General features: G+C 71.6%; 15 protein-coding genes and 1 tRNA gene. 10 read left to right on the top strand and 6 right to left on the bottom strand.

What is annotated here, in order from left to right:
* Positions 1–400 precede the first annotated feature (400 nt).
* A complete protein-coding gene (locus D6718_00195; GenBank protein RMG49200.1) occupies positions 401–784 on the top strand; it encodes a LuxR family transcriptional regulator in 384 nt (127 codons plus the stop codon).
* A 147-nt stretch (positions 785–931) separates the two neighbouring features.
* The gene (locus D6718_00190; protein ID RMG49199.1) at positions 932–1,912 is read left to right on the top strand and encodes a DUF3344 domain-containing protein; all 981 of its coding nucleotides are present in this window, start codon (positions 932–934) and stop codon (positions 1,910–1,912) included.
* Positions 1,913–1,988: 76 nt separating this feature from the next.
* Here the strand turns inward: D6718_00190 and D6718_00185 are convergent, their stop codons facing one another.
* The 5 genes from D6718_00185 to D6718_00165 all read right to left on the bottom strand — a co-directional run bounded on the left by D6718_00185 (position 1,989) and on the right by D6718_00165 (position 6,709).
* The gene (locus tag D6718_00185; GenBank protein RMG49202.1) at positions 1,989–3,266 is read right to left on the bottom strand and encodes a nicotinate phosphoribosyltransferase; all 1,278 of its coding nucleotides are present in this window, start codon (positions 3,264–3,266) and stop codon (positions 1,989–1,991) included.
* Between the two features lie 59 nt (positions 3,267–3,325).
* Positions 3,326–3,901 (bottom strand): nicotinamidase, encoded by a 576-nt coding sequence (locus tag D6718_00180; protein RMG49198.1) that lies wholly within the window; start codon positions 3,899–3,901, stop codon positions 3,326–3,328.
* A 320-nt stretch (positions 3,902–4,221) separates the two neighbouring features.
* Positions 4,222–4,860 (bottom strand): helix-turn-helix domain-containing protein, encoded by a 639-nt coding sequence (locus D6718_00175; GenBank protein RMG49197.1) that lies wholly within the window; start codon positions 4,858–4,860, stop codon positions 4,222–4,224.
* A gap of 86 nt (positions 4,861–4,946) precedes the next feature.
* Positions 4,947–6,587 (bottom strand): histidine ammonia-lyase, encoded by a 1,641-nt coding sequence (hutH, locus tag D6718_00170; protein RMG49196.1) that lies wholly within the window; start codon positions 6,585–6,587, stop codon positions 4,947–4,949.
* The gene (locus tag D6718_00165; GenBank protein ID RMG49195.1) at positions 6,479–6,709 is read right to left on the bottom strand and encodes a DUF2065 family protein; all 231 of its coding nucleotides are present in this window, start codon (positions 6,707–6,709) and stop codon (positions 6,479–6,481) included. The genes hutH and D6718_00165 overlap by 109 nt, the downstream gene beginning before the upstream one ends.
* A 120-nt stretch (positions 6,710–6,829) precedes the next feature.
* On the opposite strand from D6718_00165, the gene D6718_00160 reads away from it, so the two are divergent.
* From D6718_00160 to D6718_00145, 4 genes are all read left to right on the top strand, one after another.
* Complete coding sequence (locus D6718_00160; protein RMG49194.1) at positions 6,830–8,152, top strand: adenylosuccinate synthase; 1,323 nt, start codon at positions 6,830–6,832, stop codon at positions 8,150–8,152.
* A complete protein-coding gene (locus D6718_00155; protein RMG49193.1) occupies positions 8,149–8,409 on the top strand; it encodes a hypothetical protein in 261 nt (86 codons plus the stop codon). The genes D6718_00160 and D6718_00155 overlap by 4 nt, the downstream gene beginning before the upstream one ends.
* 30 nt (positions 8,410–8,439) lie before the next feature.
* A tRNA-Lys gene (locus D6718_00150) sits at positions 8,440–8,515 on the top strand.
* A 156-nt stretch (positions 8,516–8,671) separates the two neighbouring features.
* Positions 8,672–9,598 (top strand): branched-chain amino acid transaminase, encoded by a 927-nt coding sequence (locus tag D6718_00145; GenBank protein RMG49192.1) that lies wholly within the window; start codon positions 8,672–8,674, stop codon positions 9,596–9,598.
* A 12-nt stretch (positions 9,599–9,610) separates the two neighbouring features.
* Here D6718_00145 and D6718_00140 read toward each other — a convergent pair whose 3' ends face one another.
* Entirely contained in the window at positions 9,611–9,961 is a 351-nt protein-coding gene (locus D6718_00140; protein RMG49191.1) for a hypothetical protein, read from the bottom strand.
* 198 nt (positions 9,962–10,159) lie between these two features.
* On the opposite strand from D6718_00140, the gene D6718_00135 reads away from it, so the two are divergent.
* The 4 genes from D6718_00135 to D6718_00120 are packed head-to-tail and all read left to right on the top strand — an operon-like array spanning position 10,160 to position 15,166.
* Positions 10,160–11,356 carry a type IV pilus twitching motility protein PilT gene (locus D6718_00135; GenBank protein RMG49190.1) on the top strand — a complete coding sequence of 399 codons (1,197 nt, stop codon included), beginning with the start codon at positions 10,160–10,162 and terminating at the stop codon, positions 11,354–11,356.
* Positions 11,357–11,413: 57 nt separating this feature from the next.
* A complete protein-coding gene (locus D6718_00130; protein RMG49189.1) occupies positions 11,414–11,902 on the top strand; it encodes a hypothetical protein in 489 nt (162 codons plus the stop codon).
* Between the two features lie 2 nt (positions 11,903–11,904).
* Positions 11,905–14,559, top strand: a complete 2,655-nt coding sequence (locus D6718_00125; protein ID RMG49201.1) for an alanine--tRNA ligase — start codon at positions 11,905–11,907, stop codon at positions 14,557–14,559.
* A 34-nt stretch (positions 14,560–14,593) separates the two neighbouring features.
* Positions 14,594–15,166 (top strand): lytic transglycosylase domain-containing protein, encoded by a 573-nt coding sequence (locus D6718_00120; protein RMG49188.1) that lies wholly within the window; start codon positions 14,594–14,596, stop codon positions 15,164–15,166.
* Positions 15,167–15,571: the final 405 nt, after the last annotated feature.

Raw genomic sequence — 15,571 nt, 5'->3', positions numbered from 1 at the left:
CGCCGCGGCGGTGGGGTTCCCGGCCGCGGGAGCGGGCGTCTTGGCGGTGGGCGCGGCAGGGGGAGTCGGGGCGAAGGGGGGTTCGAAGCGGCGGGCGGCTTCGAAGGCGCGGCGGCTGCCGCGGAAGCGGGAGCGGCGGGGATGTCGCCTTGGGGTCATGCCCGAAGGATGGCCAGATCCGGCGCGTGGGGGAAGGGCCGATCGGCGCGCGCGTCCCGGCTGCGGGAGGCGGCATGGAACAGGCCGCACCTGCGCCCCGCCGGCGCGGCAGCGCACCATCGGGGAAGCACCTCCGGGAGGTTCGCGGATGGACCATTCTGAGCATTGACGGACGCTCCGTCCTGCGATACACGAGCACCATTCGAAGCGATGCGGGTTCCACCGCCCGCGGGGAGGCGACATGGGATCGTTCGAGCGGAGAATCCCGTCGCCGGGCGGCCGGACCCTGCAAGGACGGGGGGTGCTGGCTCCGCTCGAGTGGCGGATGATCGCGGAAAGGCTCCAGCTCTCGCCGCGCGAGTTGCAGGTCGTCCAGTCGGTGTTCGACGACAAGAAGGAATACGCGGCGGCCTTGGACCTCGGGATTTCCGAGCACACGTTCCACACGTATCTCGAACGCCTGTACCGGAAGCTGGGTGTGCACAGCCGCTGCGAACTGATCGTGCGCATCTTCGCCGAGTACCGGGCCATGCGGGACTCCCGAGCTCGGATGTCGGCTGGCGAGGGGGCGGCCGGCCGGGCGACGGCCGCTCGGGCGACTGGCCGAACGCGAGGCGGCGCGTAGCATCCGGTCAGGTGCGCGTCCCCGGACGCGTGCGGACTCTCCGCGCGGGGAAAGGTCGACGGAACACGAGGAAGGCCGGGCGGTGGCCGGCGCCCCCGGCCGCGACGCGGGGCCGCCGGGGCGAGCCCCGCGGGAGGAGGGTCGTCCATGCGCTACGACCGTGCTGTGCTCTGCCTGCTCTGCGTGCTCGCCGCGGGGGCGGTGGCGCTCGCCTGGACGCCGGACACGCGCGCGGCGCTCGGAACGTCGCAGGCACTCGAGATCGGGAAGTCCGGCGGGATGATCGAGCCGCGACCCAGCGTCGAGCTCACGGTGGCGCCTTCGTTTGTCATCGAGAATGCCCGGCACGTCGCCAACGGAGAGCCGCTTCGCAACCGTGCCAGCGAGGGCGTGCAGGTCTCCGGCGTTCCGGTGGGCCGCGAGATCGTCAAGGCGCTTCTGTACTACAACTTCTCCGACTTGAAGGAGAAGGGCGAGCCGGAGCTTCCGATCCTGTTCGACGGGCACAAGGTGATCGGCGAACTCGTGGCCGACAGCGCGGACCCGTGCTGGAAGCTGACCGGAAACCACACCTATCGCTTCGACGTGACGGACCTCATCTCCGCGGCGAATCCGAACCGCGAGTACGCGATCACGACCCCCTTCGACCTCGACACCGTGACGACGGGGGAGGACCCCTGGAACACGTCCGTGGAGCCGAAGGTCAACAACGAGGGGGTGACGCTGATCATCCTGTACGCCACCGACGAGCCGTCGATGGTCCTCATCTACGACGAGTTGCCCGACAGCATGTTCTTCGAGCGCGCCCGGATCGAGCTGCAGCACCCCATGTTCTCCGGGATGAGTCTCAAGGGGCTGCTCACGATGACCGGAGCCGACGGGCAGACCGGCCGCGGGCATGACACGATGGTCGCGGGCGAGCGCGGCTACCTGGACAGCGTGCAGTTCTCCGGTCCGCCGGTCGCTCCCTGCGACTGGGACGGCAGCGGGCGGCTGCCGCTCAGCCAGCTCTGGGACGTGCACACCCGCATCGTCGACCTCGACGGCGAAAGCTCGACGATCGAGTACGAGGCGAACGGGGACTGCCTCGTGCCGGTGGCCTTCGTGATCGAAACGCCGGTGCGGTGAAGAGGTCGGCCTCGGGCGGAGCGTGCGCGGGGACGCCGCTGCGGCGTCCCCGCGCGTTTTCGGGGGTCCATCGCGCTCAGGGCGTGCCGTTGCCCGCCGCGAGGGCCGCGAGAGCCGGGCCGAGTTCGACCTCGTAAGGGGGGTCGGCCGGCTCGAGGCTCCTCAGGCGCGCGGGGAGGCGGGCGATTTCGCGAGCCACGCGCTCCCGGATCTCGCCGAGCGTGGGGCCCGCGCCGGGCCGGAGCGGCACGGGCTCGAGGAGCGGCCGGCCGGCGGGCGGGGGGGCCGCCTCCAGCAGCTCGACCACGTCCCGCCCGCCCGGATCTTCCGTCCGGAAAACCTGCTTGCGCCCCGGGAGCGTCGTCTTGCCGCTGGAGAGCTTCCGGCGGGGACGCCCGGCATACTCCACGAGTTTGTAGGCGAACTCGAAAGCCGGCGCGTCCTGCGGCACGGCGAGGCGCGTCCCGACGCCGAACCCGTCGATCGGGGCTCCGCGGCGCACCAGTTCCGCGATCCGGTCCTCGTCGAGCCCGCCGCTGGCGAAGATCCGGACGTCGGACATTCCGGCCGCGTCGAGCTCCCGGCGGCAGCGCCGGGCGAGACGCTCCAGATCGCCCGAGTCGATGCGGACCGCTCGAACCGCGCCCGGTCCGGCCGCCCGGGCCGCTCGGATCGCCCGGCCCAGGCCGCGGATCGTGTCGTAGGTGTCGATCAGGAGCGTCGTGCCGGGGTACAGGCGGGCGAAGGCGCGGAAGGCTTCTTCCTCGCTCTCGTGCGCCTGGACGTAGCTGTGCGCCATGGTGCCGAAGACCGGTATGCCGAGGAGTCGGCCGGCCTGAAGGTTGGAGGTTCCGGCGGCCCCGGCGATGTACGACGAGCGGGCGAGCGCCAGTCCGGCCGACGGCCCGTGCGCGCGCCTCAGGCCGAAGTCCACCACGGTCCGCGGCCGGCCGTCGGCCCGCGCTGCCAGGACGACCCGGACGGCCTTGCTGGCGATCACCGTGTGGGCGTGAATCCGGTTCATCAAGACCGTCTCGACGATCTGGACGTCCGGAAGCGGTCCCCTCACCTCGAGCACCGGTTCCCCCGGGAAAAAGGGGGTTCCCTCCGGAAGGGAGCGCAACGCTCCCCGGAAGCGGTAGCGGGCCAGGTAGTCGAGGAAGCTCTTGCGGAACAGGCCGAGCGAGTCGAGGTACTCGAGGGACGAAGGGTCGAAGGTGAACGCCGCCAGCGACTCGACGGCGGGAGCCAGGCCGGCGAAGAGCAGGAAATTCCGACGTGGCGGCGTGTCCCGGACGAACAGTTCGAAGGCGGCGTCGGCCGTCAGGCCTTCCTCGAGGTAGGCCTGGGCCATCGTCAGCTCGTACAGATCGGTCAGAAGCCCCGTCCCGGCGCGGTGTTCCGCGCTTCCGGTCACGGCCGTCCGTCCAGGATTCGCACGCCGGCAGCCCGGAGTTCCTCGACCGCGCGCTCGCCGTCTCCGGGATGCACCTCGACGGGACGCGTCGCGGAACGCAGGAGGACCGTTTCGAACCCGGCGCGCGCCGCGTCGAGGGCGGTCGCCTTCACGCAGTAGTCGAGGGCGAGTCCGCCGACGAGAACCCGCTTCACGCCCCGCTCGCGCAGCCGCGTTTCCAACCCCGTACCGTCGAAGGCGGAGTAGGCGTCGCGGTCCGGCTGCGTGGCCTTGCTGACGATGACCGCCTCGTCGGGGATCTCCAGGCGGGGATGGAAGGCCGCGCCCGGGGTGCCCGCGATGCAGTGCGGCGGCCACCGGCCGCCGAACGGCTCGAAGCTGCAGTGGTGCGCCGGATGCCAGTCCCGGGACGCGACCACGAGGGCGCCGCCTGCACGGGCCCAGGCGATCCACGCGTTCAGCTCCGGGACGACTTCGTCGCCCGCGGGCACGGGCAGCGCGCCGCCGGGGCAGAAGTCGTTCTGCACGTCGACGACGATCAGGGCATCGTTCGGGCTCGCGGCTTCGGACATCGATAGGCCTCTCGGGCGGGATCGCTGCTCGCTCGCGCGGATTCTATCCCCTGGCCGGTCCGTGTCACCCGTCGATGACGAAAACGTCATCGGCCGTGCCGAAATCGGATGCCGCGCGACAGCCAGCCGAGCCGGCCCTTCTCGGTAGGGCCCCAGAAATCAATCAGTTGACCTGAAGGGCGCGGACTGGCCCGCGACTTGCACGAGGTGCAGGTGCCAGGACGGGCGGGAGACCGTGGGCGCCGGGATGGGCCCGGTGAGCTCGCGGGTCGGGCTCTCCCGTCCGCTCCGTCTTTTTGGGGCCAGGAAACGGCGGCCGCTCAGACTTCCGCTCGCGCCGCCGCCGCGACCGAGCCGCCCCGCACGACCCGTCCCAGCGTCACGGTCAGCAGCCGCCCGGTCGTGAGCGACCGGATCTTGTGGGGCGTTCGGGCGGGGACCACCGTCGAGAGCTGCCGGTCCTTCGAAAGGGTGACCGTCTTCCCGTCCACGGTGACCTCGAACGAACCCTCCACGGCCACCAGGACCTGCGGCACGCTGTGGGCATGGGTGGAGAAGGACGCTTGCGGCACCTTCGCGGTGAGCAGGGCCACCTGATAGCTGCTGTCGGCCGACGTGCTGAGGTGGCGGATGCTGAACTCCGGTGATTCGAACTGGTCCTTCCGCGCCTCGATGAAGGGCTGGCTGAACTCCTCGGTGGGGGTCAGATCGTCGAAGATCGAGTGGAAGTAGTGCCGCGTGTCCTCGGAGGCCCGGGCGCGGTAAGCGGCGAACAGGAGCTCCCGCCGGTCCAGCCCGAGGGCGTCGGCGAGCCGGAGGACCACCCCGTCCCCCGGGATCTTCCCGTCGTTTTCGATCTGGACGATGTAGGGCTGGGTGACGCCCACCTTCTCCGCGAGTTGCTTCTTGTTCAGATTGAGTTGCTCGCGGTGCACGCGAATGATCTCGGAAAACTCCATGGGCGGAATCCTCTCCCCGCGGTCGAACCGATGCCGGCGAACGGACCGCAAGACACGAAATAGTTTGCCAACAATATTCAGTTAGGTCAAGCCAGTCCGCCCGAGCGGGCGAACCAGTCGAGCGGCCTCCCCTCGCGCAGCAGGGCCGCCAGCCGCTCGATCACCGGCCCCGGCGGGACCTCCCCCCGGGGTATGCGGACCTCCTCCTCGAGCCGCCGCACGAAGGCCTCGAGCGGCGGGGAGGTGCGGAGTGGGCGCCGGTGGTCGAGGCCCCGGACGGCGGCCAGCAGCTCGATCGCGATCAGGGTCTCCAAGCGCTCGACGACGCCCCGGAGCTTCCGGGCCGCCCAGGGAGCCATCGAAACGTGGTCCTCCTGGAGGGCCGAGGTCGGGATCGTGTCGGCGCAGGCGGGATGGGCGAGCGTCTTGCACTCCGAGGCGAGGGCGGCCGCCGTCACCTGCGCCATCATCAGGCCGGACTCCAGCCCCGGCCGCCGGGCCAGGAACGGAGGAAGGCCGGAGACCAGCGGGTTGACGAGGCGGTCGATCCGCCGCTCGACGATCCCCGCCATTCCGGCGAGGGCCGCGGAGGCGTAATCCGCTGCGGCGGCGACCGGGGCGGCGTGGAAATTGCCGGCGGAGACGATCGCTCCGTCCTCGGCGAACACGAGCGGGTTGTCGGTCGACGCGTTGATTTCGATCGACAGCACCCTCCTGAGCTCGGCGAGCGCGTCGCGCGCGGCGCCATGCACCTGTGGGGCGCACCGGAGCGAGTAGGCGTCCTGCACCGCTCCGCAGTCGGCGTGCGATCGCCAGATCTCGCTTCCCTGGAGCAGCCGGTAGAGGTTGCCGGCCGAGGCCATCTGCCCGGCGTGGGGACGCGCCCGGTGAACCCGTGGGTCGAAGGCCCGCCACGTTCCGGCGAGGGCATCGATCGACAGCGCGGCCGAGACGTCGGCCAGCCGCACCGCGCGCTCCGCCCGGACCAGGGCGAGCAGGGCGACCGCGCTCGAGAACTGGGTGCCGTTGACCAGCGCCAGCCCCTCCCGCGGCCCGAGCCGAAGGCGGTCCAGTCCGGCGCGCTCCAGCGCCGTGGCGGCGCGCAGGCGGCGGCCGCCGGCGCGCACGTACCCCTCGCCGATCAGCGCGAGTGCGACGTGGGCGAGCGGGGCCAGATCGCCGCTCGCCCCGACCGAGCCGGACTCGGGAACCACCGGCAGGAGGTCGTTCTCGATCAGGTCGAGGAGCCGGCGGGCCAGCAACGGGCGCACGCCGCTGTGCCCCCGCGCGAGCGCGTTGGCCCGCAGCAGCAGGAGAGCTCGGGTCGTCGGCCCGTCCGCCTCCCGCCCCACGCCCGCGGCATGCGAGCGGACGAGGTTCCGCTGGAGACGCTCGAGCGCCTCCTTCGCGATCTTCACGTTCTTCAGGTGTCCGAAGCCGGTGTTGACGCCGTAGACGACGCGGCCCTCGGCGAGAGCCCGATCGATGACCGCCTTCGAGGCCCGCATCCGGCGCTCCGCCTCGGCGGTGAGCTTCGCCGCGGCACGCCCGCGCGCCACCGCCTCGACGTCCTCGACGGTGAGGGAACGGCCGTCCACGCGGACCGTCCGGCGCCGCGTCACCGTCCCGCCCCCGCCGCCTTCGCCGCGCCGAGCAGGAGGAGGCCGGCCGCGACGAGGAGGAAGCCGAGAACGCGCAGCCGTCCCTCCTCCTGCGCGGCCAACCACGCCGCTGCCCGGCGGGACGCTCCCGGTGCGGCGAGGTAGGGAAGCCCCTCCAGCAAGCAGGCCAGCGCAAGGGCGCTCAGGAACAGCGGCATCTTCGATCTCCCGGTGGTCCCGATGATCATGCCCGATTCCGGAGCCCCCTGGCGAGCGACGGAGCGCCGCGACGGCCCGCCGCGGGCGGGGTGTATACTCCGGCGCTTTCGGCCGCGCCCCGCCGGCGCCCGCCGGAGCCCTGGTGACCCATGCCGAACCTCGCCGTCATCGGTGGCCAATGGGGGGACGAGGGGAAGGGGAAAGTCGTCGATCTCCTCGCCCCGGCCTTCGCCGTCTGCGCTCGGTACCAGGGCGGGCCGAACGCCGGCCATACCGTGGCCTTCGGGGGACGGACCTTCGCGCTGCACCACGTTCCCTCGGGAATCTTCCGAGGGGTCGAGTGCGTCATCGGCGCCGGGGCGGTGCTCGATCCCGAAAGGTTGAGCGAGGAGCTCGAGCTTCTCGACCGCGCCGGCGTTTCTTACCGGAACCGCCTCCGGATCTCCGGGCGGGCGCATGTGATCCTCCCGATCCATCGCGCTCTCGACGCCGCGATCGAGGAGCGCCTGGGCCCTTCCGCCATCGGCACCACCCGGCGCGGGATCGGCCCGGCCTACGCCGCCCGGGTGCAGCGGTGGGGCGTGAGGGTCGCCGACCTGTTGGAGCCCGAGGTCTTCGCGGACCGGATCCGGCGTCTGCTGGCCGTGGGGGAGGGGGCCCTGCTCGCGGGGCTGGGGCAGGCGCCGCCGAGCGAGGAGGAGCTGATCGCCTGGGCGGAGGCGTGGCGGCCGAGATTGGCTCCCCTGGTGGAGAACGTCGCCGCCCGATTGCAGCGCGCGCTCGACGAAAAACGGCCCATCCTGTTCGAGGGAGCGCAAGGGGCGCTGCTCGATCTCGGCCACGGCACCTATCCCTACGTGACCTCCTCCACCACGCTCGCCGGCGGAATCCCGGCGGGGTTGGGGATTCCGCCGCGCGCGGTCGAGCGCGTGCTCGCCGTGGTGAAGGCCTACGTGACGCGCGTCGGGTCGGGGCCGTTTCCCACCGAGGCCGAGGGGGAAGCGGGGGATCGGCTCCGCCGGCGGGGCCGGGAGTACGGCACCACCACCGGCCGGCCCCGTCGCTGCGGCTGGTTCGATGCGGTGGCCGCGCGCTGGGCGGCGAAGTTGAACGGGGCCGATGCGGTGGCACTGACGAAGTTCGACGTTCTGGCCGGGGTCGACCCGCTGCGGATCGCGGTGGCCTACGAGCTGGACGGCGGGCGGCTCGACGAGCCGCCCCTGTCGAGCCGGGATCTGGCGCGGGTCCGGCCCGTGTACGAGGAACTTCCGGGGTTCAGCGAACCGATCGGAGAGGTCCGCGACATCGAGGCGCTGCCGCGGGCGGCGCGCCGCTTCCTCGATCGGGTGGAAGAGCTCTGCGGATGTCCCATCGGGCTGATCTCCGTCGGCCCGGACCGCGGGCAGACCATCGCCGTCGACACGGTCCTGGCGGCCGCCGGAATCGAACCGCCGCGGGAGGACCACCGATGAGCGCAACGGAAGATCGGCAGGCCTGCGCCCTTTGCCGGAACCGGGACGAGGCCGACGCGGCCGCGGCCCTGCTGTCAGCGGAAGGGATCGACGTCGAGATCGCCGCTCCGGGAGAGCGCTATCACGGGCTCCCGCCGGGCTGCTGGGAGGTGCGAGTCCCCGGCACCCAGGCGGCGCGGGCGCGGGCGCTCCTGGACGAGCGCGCACGGCGCGGGATCGCGGGCGAGGGCGCCGCCCCGGGTCCGGACGCGCGTTGAGCGGAGCGGCCCGGTGTGTATAGTTCTTCCGGGCCGTTAGCTCAGTTGGTAGAGCAGCTGACTTTTAATCAGCGGGTCGCAGGTTCGAGTCCTGCACGGCTCACCAGGTCCCTCCGAGCCCGCTCCGCCGCTCCGGGGCTTCGTTGACACCGGACGGAGGGGCGGGATACGATCCACGGTCCCTCTGCAGCCCTTCCCGACCGGCCCGCGGCGGACGGTGTGGGGACCAGCGGGCGTCTCGCGTCCTTCGCGGAGGAACGACATGGCATTCGACGGCGCGTCCCTTGTCTGGCTCAACGGCGAGCTGATTCCCTGGTCCGACGCGAAGATCCACGTTTGTTCCCACGTGGTGCACTACGGTTCTTCCGTCTTCGAAGGTGCGCGCTGCTACAAGACGAAACGGGGGCCGGCCGCCTTCCGGCTGCGGGAGCATATCCGGCGACTTCTCGACTCGGCGAAGATCTACCGGATGTCGCCGCCGTACGGCGAGGAACAGCTTTGCCGGGCCGTCCTCGACACCATCCGCGCCAACGAGCTCGAGGAGTGCTACATCCGGCCGATCATCTACCGTGGCTTCGGAACGCTCGGGGTCAACCCGGGCGGCTGCCCGGTCGAAACCGCGATCGCCGTCTGGAAGTGGGGTGCCTACCTCGGTGAGGAGGCGCTCAACGAGGGGGTCGACGTCACCGTCTCCACCTGGACGAGGATGTCGCCCAACACCTTCCCCGCGATGGCCAAGTCCGGCGCGAACTACATGAACTCCCAGCTGATCAACATCGAGGCTCGGGAACGCGGGTTCATGGAAGGGATCGCCCTGACCCCGGAGGGGCTCGTCAGCGAAGGGTCGGGCGAGAACGTGTTCGTCGTCTGGCGGGGACGCATCCTCACGCCCCCGCTCGCCGCCTCGATCCTACCCGGGATCACGCGCGACACCGTCATCACCCTGGCGCGGGAGCTGGGCTATACGGTGGAAGAGCAGCAGATCCCGCGGGAGATGCTCTACGTGGCCGACGAGGTCTTCTTCACCGGATCGGCCGCGGAAATCACGCCGATTCGCTCCGTCGACCGAGTTCCGGTCGGGACGGGCCGCCGCGGGGAAGTGACGAAACGTCTCCAAGAAGCCTTCTTCGCGGTGATCCGGGGCGAGGACGACCGGCACACCGACTGGCTGACTCCGGTCAACGGCTGAGGCGGAACCGCTTCAGCGGGCCGCCAGGTGCGTCAACTTCCGGGCGAGTTCTCCCCGCCCGGGCTCCGCGACCACCGCGGCCGCACCCGCCGCCGACAGATCGGGCGGGAGCGCGGCGCCGGCCGCATCGGTGAGCGCGATGACGGGGGCGCCTTTCGCCAGGTGCGCGAGGCCGCCGAGGCCGGGTGTGCCGCCTCCCACGTCCACGACGACCGCCGCCGGCGGTTCCGCGGTCTCGAGGAGCACCCTGGCGCGGTCGACGTCGGGGGCTCGGCGCGGCGAGAAGCCGCCGAGCCGGATCTCCTGCTCGATACCCGCGGCCCGCACGCTGTCCCGGGCCAGAAGAAGGACCCACGCCGGCACGGCCCACCTCCCCGGCGGAGCGTGCCTCCCGGGCCGAGGCTTGCCGCCGGTTCGAGCCGAAGCCTACATTGCCGGGGAAGGCCGAGCCAAGCCCGGACGACCGGCGAAAGTGCCCACGGCGAGACCGCCTCCCGACCCCGGCGGGCCGGGACGTCCCGCCGCGGGGCGCTTTTCGGTCCGGGGCAGAGGTGGGACTCCATGCACATCAACGACCTGCTGAAAGCGGCGGCGGAGCGGGGCGCTTCGGACCTGCACCTGAAGGTCGGCTCGCATCCGGTGATCCGCGTCGACGGCCGGCTCCAGGCTCTCACGCAGCACCCGCGCCTGATGCAGGAAGACACGATCGCCATGGCGTTCTCGATCATGACGGCGCGCCAGAAGCAGCGCTTCAAGGAGCAGCTCGAGCTCGACATGGCTTACTCCGTCCCCGGCCTCGGCCGATTCCGCGTCAACGTCTTCCAGCAGCGAGGAACCGTCGGCCTCGTGCTCCGCGTGATCCCGGTGAAGATCAAGAACATCAGGGAGCTGATGCTTCCACCGGTCATCGAGCAAATCGCGGACGAGCGCCGCGGGCTCGTGCTGGTCACCGGCGCGACCGGGTCGGGGAAATCGACCACGCTCGCTGCGATGATCGACTACATCAACTCCACCCGGACCGACCACATCATCACGATCGAGGATCCGATCGAGTACCTCCACCGGGACAAGAAATCGCTCGTGAACCAGCGCGAGGTCGAGGTCGACACGAAGGGGTTCTCCACGGCGCTGCGCTCGGCCCTGCGACAGGATCCGGACGTGATCCTCGTCGGCGAGATGCGAGACCGGGAGACGATCGAAACCGCGCTCACCGCGGCGGAGACCGGGCATCTGGTCCTGTCCACCCTTCACACCCTCGATGCAACCGAGACGATCAACCGGATCGTCGCCGTCTTCCCGCCCCATCATCAGAAGCAGATCCGGATCCAGGTGGCCTCCGTGCTCAAGGCCTGCATCTCGATGCGTCTCGTCAACCGCGCGGACGGGAAGGGCCGGGCGCCCGCGGTCGAGGTGTTGCGCGCCACCCCGTACATCAGGGAGTGCATCGAGAACAAGGACAAGACGAAGATGATCCGCGACGCCATCGCCGCGGGAACCTCGCAGTACGGGATGCAGACGTTCGACCAGTCGCTCTACCAGCTCTGGTCGCAGAAGATCATCACCCGCGAGGAAGCGCTGGCCCGTGCCACCAACCGGGACGAGCTGAGGCTCCGGATGGAGGGCATCGAATCCACCGCCGCGGCGGCACGGAACGAGATGCAGGCGACGCTCGCCGGGGAGGTCGAGACCCCCGCCGCGGTTCCCGGCCTCACCCGGCTCGGCGACGACGACCCGTTCGGAGGAGGCGGCCGCTTCTGAACGGCGCTCCCGGCGCGCCGCGCGCGGTCCGGCCGGGGCTGGTCTATCCTTCCCGGGATGGCGGGCGATGCGGGAGATGCATGGCGGGACGCTCTCCGGATGCTGGCGGCTCGCCCGCTGACCGAAAGGGAGGTGCGCCGCCGCCTCGCCCGTCGCGGCCACGCTCCACGGGAGGTGGAAGAGGTTCTCCGGCGCCTGGCGGAGCTGCGCTTCGTCGACGACGAACGGCTCGCCTATAATCTCGCCCAGCGCCGTGCCGAGGAAGCGCGGCGCGGGCCGCGGCGGGTGCGGGAGGAGTTGCTCCGGCGCGGAGTGCCCGCGGAACTCGCCGAGCGCGCCGTCCGGAACGCTTTCCCCAGCGGTACGGAGGAAGAGCTGCTCGCACGCGCGGTGCGGCGCCTCGCGGGCCGCGGCGGGGTTCCCGGTGATCGGCGCGGGCGGGAGCGCCTCGCGCGCCGCCTGATCCGGCGTGGATTCCCGACCGAGGCGGTCCTGAGGTGGCTCGAGTCGGCCGCCCCCCAGGAGGGGGGTGGCGAGGATGTGTGATGATGCGTTCCGATGAGGTCAGGCGGACGTTCCTCGAGTTCTTCGTCGAGCGCGGGCACCAGCTCGTTCCCAGTTCCCCCCTGGTCCTTCCCTCCGATCCGACGCTCCTGTTCGCGAACGCCGGGATGAACCAGTTCAAGGAGGTGTTCCGGGGGCGCGAGACGCGGCCGTACCGGAGGGCGACCTCGTCGCAGAAGTGCCTGCGCGTGTCCGGCAAGCACAACGACCTCGAGGAAGTCGGCCGCACGCCGAGGCACCACACCTTCTTCGAGATGCTGGGGAACTTCTCGTTCGGCGACTATTTCAAGGAAGAGGCCACCGCCTGGGCTTGGGAGCTGATCACCGGGCCCTTCGGACTTCCCGCCGATCGGCTGTGGGTGACCGTCTTCGCGGGAGACGAGGAGTTCCCCGCGGACGAGGAGGCGGCCGCCCTCTGGCGGGACCGCGTCGGCGTCCCCGCCGGCCGGATCGTCGCCCTCGGCCGCAAGGACAACTTCTGGCAGATGGGGGACACCGGCCCGGCGGGGCCCTGTTCCGAGATCCTCTTCGACCTTCACCCCGAACGGGGTGCCGGCGACCCGGCGAGCGACCCGGAGCGGTTCCTCGAGCTGTGGAATCTCGTCTTCATGCAGTACGACCTGCAACCGGGCGGCGGCAGCCGGCCGCTTCCGGCACCCTCGATCGACACGGGAGCGGGGCTCGAGCGCCTCACCGCGGTGCTCCAGGGCAAGTCGAGCAACTACGACACCGACCTGTTCCAGCCGATCATCCAGTCGGTCGCGCGCGAGGCGGGGGTGGAATACGGAACCGACCCGGCGAAAGACGTCTCCCTGCGGGTGATCGCCGATCATCTCAGGGCGATCACCATGCTGGTGGCCGAGGGGGTGATCCCGGGGCCGGAGAAGCGGGGCGCCGTGGTCCGCCGGATCATGCGGAGGGCCCTGCGCCACGGGCGGCTGCTGGGCCTGCCGGCGCCGTTCCTGCACCGCCACGTGGCGTCCGTCGTCGACGTGCTGGGGGAGCCCTTCCCGGAGCTGAAGGAGGCGCTTCCCGTCGTCGAGCGCGTGACGCGGGCCGAAGAGGAGCGCTTCGAAAGGACACTGGCCGACGGCTTCGAGCGCCTGGAGCGGGCGATCGAGGAGCTCCTGCGGGAGGGGAGGCGGGAGCTGTCCGGCGAGGAGGCGTTCGTCCTCGAGAGCGAGCGGGGGCTCCCGCTCGATCTGATCGAGGATGCGCTCCAGGAGAGGGGACTCGGCCTCGACCGCCGGGGGTACGAAGAGGCGCGGCGGCGGCACGCGGAGAGGTCCCGTTCGCGCGCGACGGGCGGGGAAGAAGAAGATCCCGGCCGGCTTCCCCACCTCCAGCCGCTGGCGGGGCGCTGCCGGTTCGTCGGCTACGACACGCTGCGATGCGAGGCGTCGCGCGTGCTCGCCCTGTTCCAGGACGGCAAGCCGGTCGAGCGGCTCGAGGCCGGTTCGCGCGGCCAGGCGGTTCTCGACACGACGCCGTTCTACGCGGAGAGCGGCGGCCAGGTCGGTGATCGGGGCCGGCTGACCGGGGGAGCGGTGAGGGCGCGCGTGCTCGACACCCGCTCGCCCCTTCCCGGCGTCATTCTCCACGAGGTCGAGGTCGACGCGGGCGTGCTCGATCGCGGCCAGATCCTCGTGGCGGAGGTCGATCCGGCCCACAGGGCCGGCGCCCGGCGCCACCATACCGCCACCCACATCCTGCACGCGGCGCTGAGGCGGGTCCTGGGAACGCACGTGCGCCAGGCCGGATCGCTCGTCGCCCCGGGCCGCCTGAGGTTCGACTTCAGCCACTTCGAGGCGGTCCCGCCCGAGGCGGCGGAGGAGATCGAGGCTCTCGCCAACGAGGTGGTGATGCAGGACCTTCCCGTCGAGACGGAAGAGATGCCCCTCGAACGCGCGCTCGCCAGCGGTGCCCTGGCGTTCTTCGGGGACCGCTATGCGGAACAGGTCCGGGTCGTCGGCATCGGGGAGTTCAGCCGGGAACTGTGCGGGGGCACCCACGTGGCGCGGACCGGGGAGATCGGTCCGCTCCTGCTCCTCGCGGAGCGGGGCGTGGCGGCCGGCGTGCGGAGGATCGAGGCGGTGGCGGGTCCCGAGGCGCTGGCCCGCATCCGGCGTGACCGCGCCACGCTGGCCGAAGCGACCCGCCGCGTGGGGACCTCGCGCGAGGAGCTCCTCGAGGGGCTCGAGCGGAAGATGGAGGCGCTCAGGAGGCTCCAGCGGGAGATCGATCGGTTGCGGCTCGAAAGGGCGCGGGAGGGCGCCGCGCAGGGGGCCGAGCGGGAGGTCGACGGCATCCGGGTGATCGCGCGCCGCGTGGACGAGCTGACGCGGGCGCAGCGGCGGGATCTCGCCGACAGCCTCCGCCACGGGGGCGGCCGGGGCGCCGTGGTGGTCGTCGGGGCGGAAGAGGGCGGCAAGGCCGCCCTGGTGGTCGCCGTGACCCCCTCCCTGGCGGGCCGGGTGGATGCCCGCGAGGTGGTTCGCCGGCTCGGTCCGATCGTGGGCGGGGGGGGCGGCGGTCGCCCCGACCTGGCGGAAGCCGGGGGCCGCCGGCCGGACAGGATCGACGAGGCGCTCGCGCGGGCGCCGGACGCGGTCCGGGAGATCCTCGGAGGCGCGAGCTGACGGGGGCCTTGCCGGTCCCTATCCATATACAGAGATGACCCACCGTGGCCGCCGGATTCCGCTCGCCCTTCCGGTCGTCCTGGCGCTCGCCTTCGCGGCCGGGCCGGAAGAGCTCCTCGCGGGAGCGGGACGGGACCCGATCGGCCCCCCCTACCAGCGGCTCATCGAGCGGGTGGCCCGGCGGCACGGCCTCGACCCGCGGCTTCTCGCCGCCCTGGTCGAAGAGGAGTCGGCCCGGGAACCGGGGGCGGTGAGCCGGGCGGGCGCCGTCGGGCTCGCCCAGCTCATGCCCGAGACCGCCCGGCGGTTCGGGGTGGCCGACCCCTCCGATCCCGAGGAGAACCTGGAGGGGGGAGCGCGCTACCTCCGGTGGCTCCTCGACCGGTACGCCGGAGACGTGGTCCGGGCGCTGGCGGCCTACAACGCCGGGGAGGGGGCGGTCGACCGGTTCGGCGGCGTCCCGCCCTATCCCGAGACGCGGCGCTTCGTCCGGCAAGTGCTCCGGCGGGCCGGGCTGGCCGCGGGCCGGAGGCGGGCCCCCGCCGCGGCCCGGCTGCTCAGGGCGCCGGACGGGACGCCGGTCATCACCAACGCGCCGGGGGAGTGAGGCGGGCGGCCGGACTGGACGCTTCTTGAGGTGTTCCGGTCCGGTTTGAATCACCGGAATCCCGCTCCGGGCGCGGATTTTCCCCTTGACACCCCCTCGCATCGTCGTACTTTCCGACCGGATCGGAGCCGCCGGAGCCCCCGGCGGTTCCGGGAACGGACGATTGACGTCAAGGACACCGAGGCATTCGGAACGCACCTCGGCCCTTGGGAACGGGGCGGGGGTGCCGTGCATGGTAACGACGAGTTCCAGAAAGGGGGTCGGTAAGTCGAGCCAGGCGTGGTAGAAGCACGGCAACAACTGGTAGGTAGAGAGAAGTTCGGAGCCCAACAGTACCGACACGGAAAAGGAGCCATTCAATGAGGAAGCTTGCCTTCACCGCTTTCATCGCGGCGGTGGTGCTCT

This window comes from Acidobacteriota bacterium (assembly GCA_003696075.1).
Taxonomy (GTDB): domain Bacteria; phylum Acidobacteriota; class Polarisedimenticolia; order J045; family J045; genus J045.
The sequence above is the reverse complement of the archived record's forward strand: the minus strand, read 5'-3'. Positions and strand labels throughout refer to the sequence as shown.

Coding starts and splice junctions, on each gene's coding strand:
- D6718_00195 (RMG49200.1), top strand. CDS start 401: ATGGGATCGTTCGAGCGGAGAATCCCGTCGCCGGGCGGCCGGACCCTG.
- D6718_00190 (RMG49199.1), top strand. CDS start 932: ATGCGCTACGACCGTGCTGTGCTCTGCCTGCTCTGCGTGCTCGCCGCG.
- D6718_00185 (RMG49202.1), bottom strand. CDS start 3,266: ATGGCCCAGGCCTACCTCGAGGAAGGCCTGACGGCCGACGCCGCCTTC.
- D6718_00180 (RMG49198.1), bottom strand. CDS start 3,901: ATGTCCGAAGCCGCGAGCCCGAACGATGCCCTGATCGTCGTCGACGTG.
- D6718_00175 (RMG49197.1), bottom strand. CDS start 4,860: ATGGAGTTTTCCGAGATCATTCGCGTGCACCGCGAGCAACTCAATCTG.
- D6718_00165 (RMG49195.1), bottom strand. CDS start 6,709: ATGATCATCGGGACCACCGGGAGATCGAAGATGCCGCTGTTCCTGAGC.
- D6718_00160 (RMG49194.1), top strand. CDS start 6,830: ATGCCGAACCTCGCCGTCATCGGTGGCCAATGGGGGGACGAGGGGAAG.
- D6718_00155 (RMG49193.1), top strand. CDS start 8,149: ATGAGCGCAACGGAAGATCGGCAGGCCTGCGCCCTTTGCCGGAACCGG.
- D6718_00145 (RMG49192.1), top strand. CDS start 8,672: ATGGCATTCGACGGCGCGTCCCTTGTCTGGCTCAACGGCGAGCTGATT.
- D6718_00135 (RMG49190.1), top strand. CDS start 10,160: ATGCACATCAACGACCTGCTGAAAGCGGCGGCGGAGCGGGGCGCTTCG.
- D6718_00130 (RMG49189.1), top strand. CDS start 11,414: ATGGCGGGCGATGCGGGAGATGCATGGCGGGACGCTCTCCGGATGCTG.
- D6718_00125 (RMG49201.1), top strand. CDS start 11,905: ATGCGTTCCGATGAGGTCAGGCGGACGTTCCTCGAGTTCTTCGTCGAG.
- D6718_00120 (RMG49188.1), top strand. CDS start 14,594: ATGACCCACCGTGGCCGCCGGATTCCGCTCGCCCTTCCGGTCGTCCTG.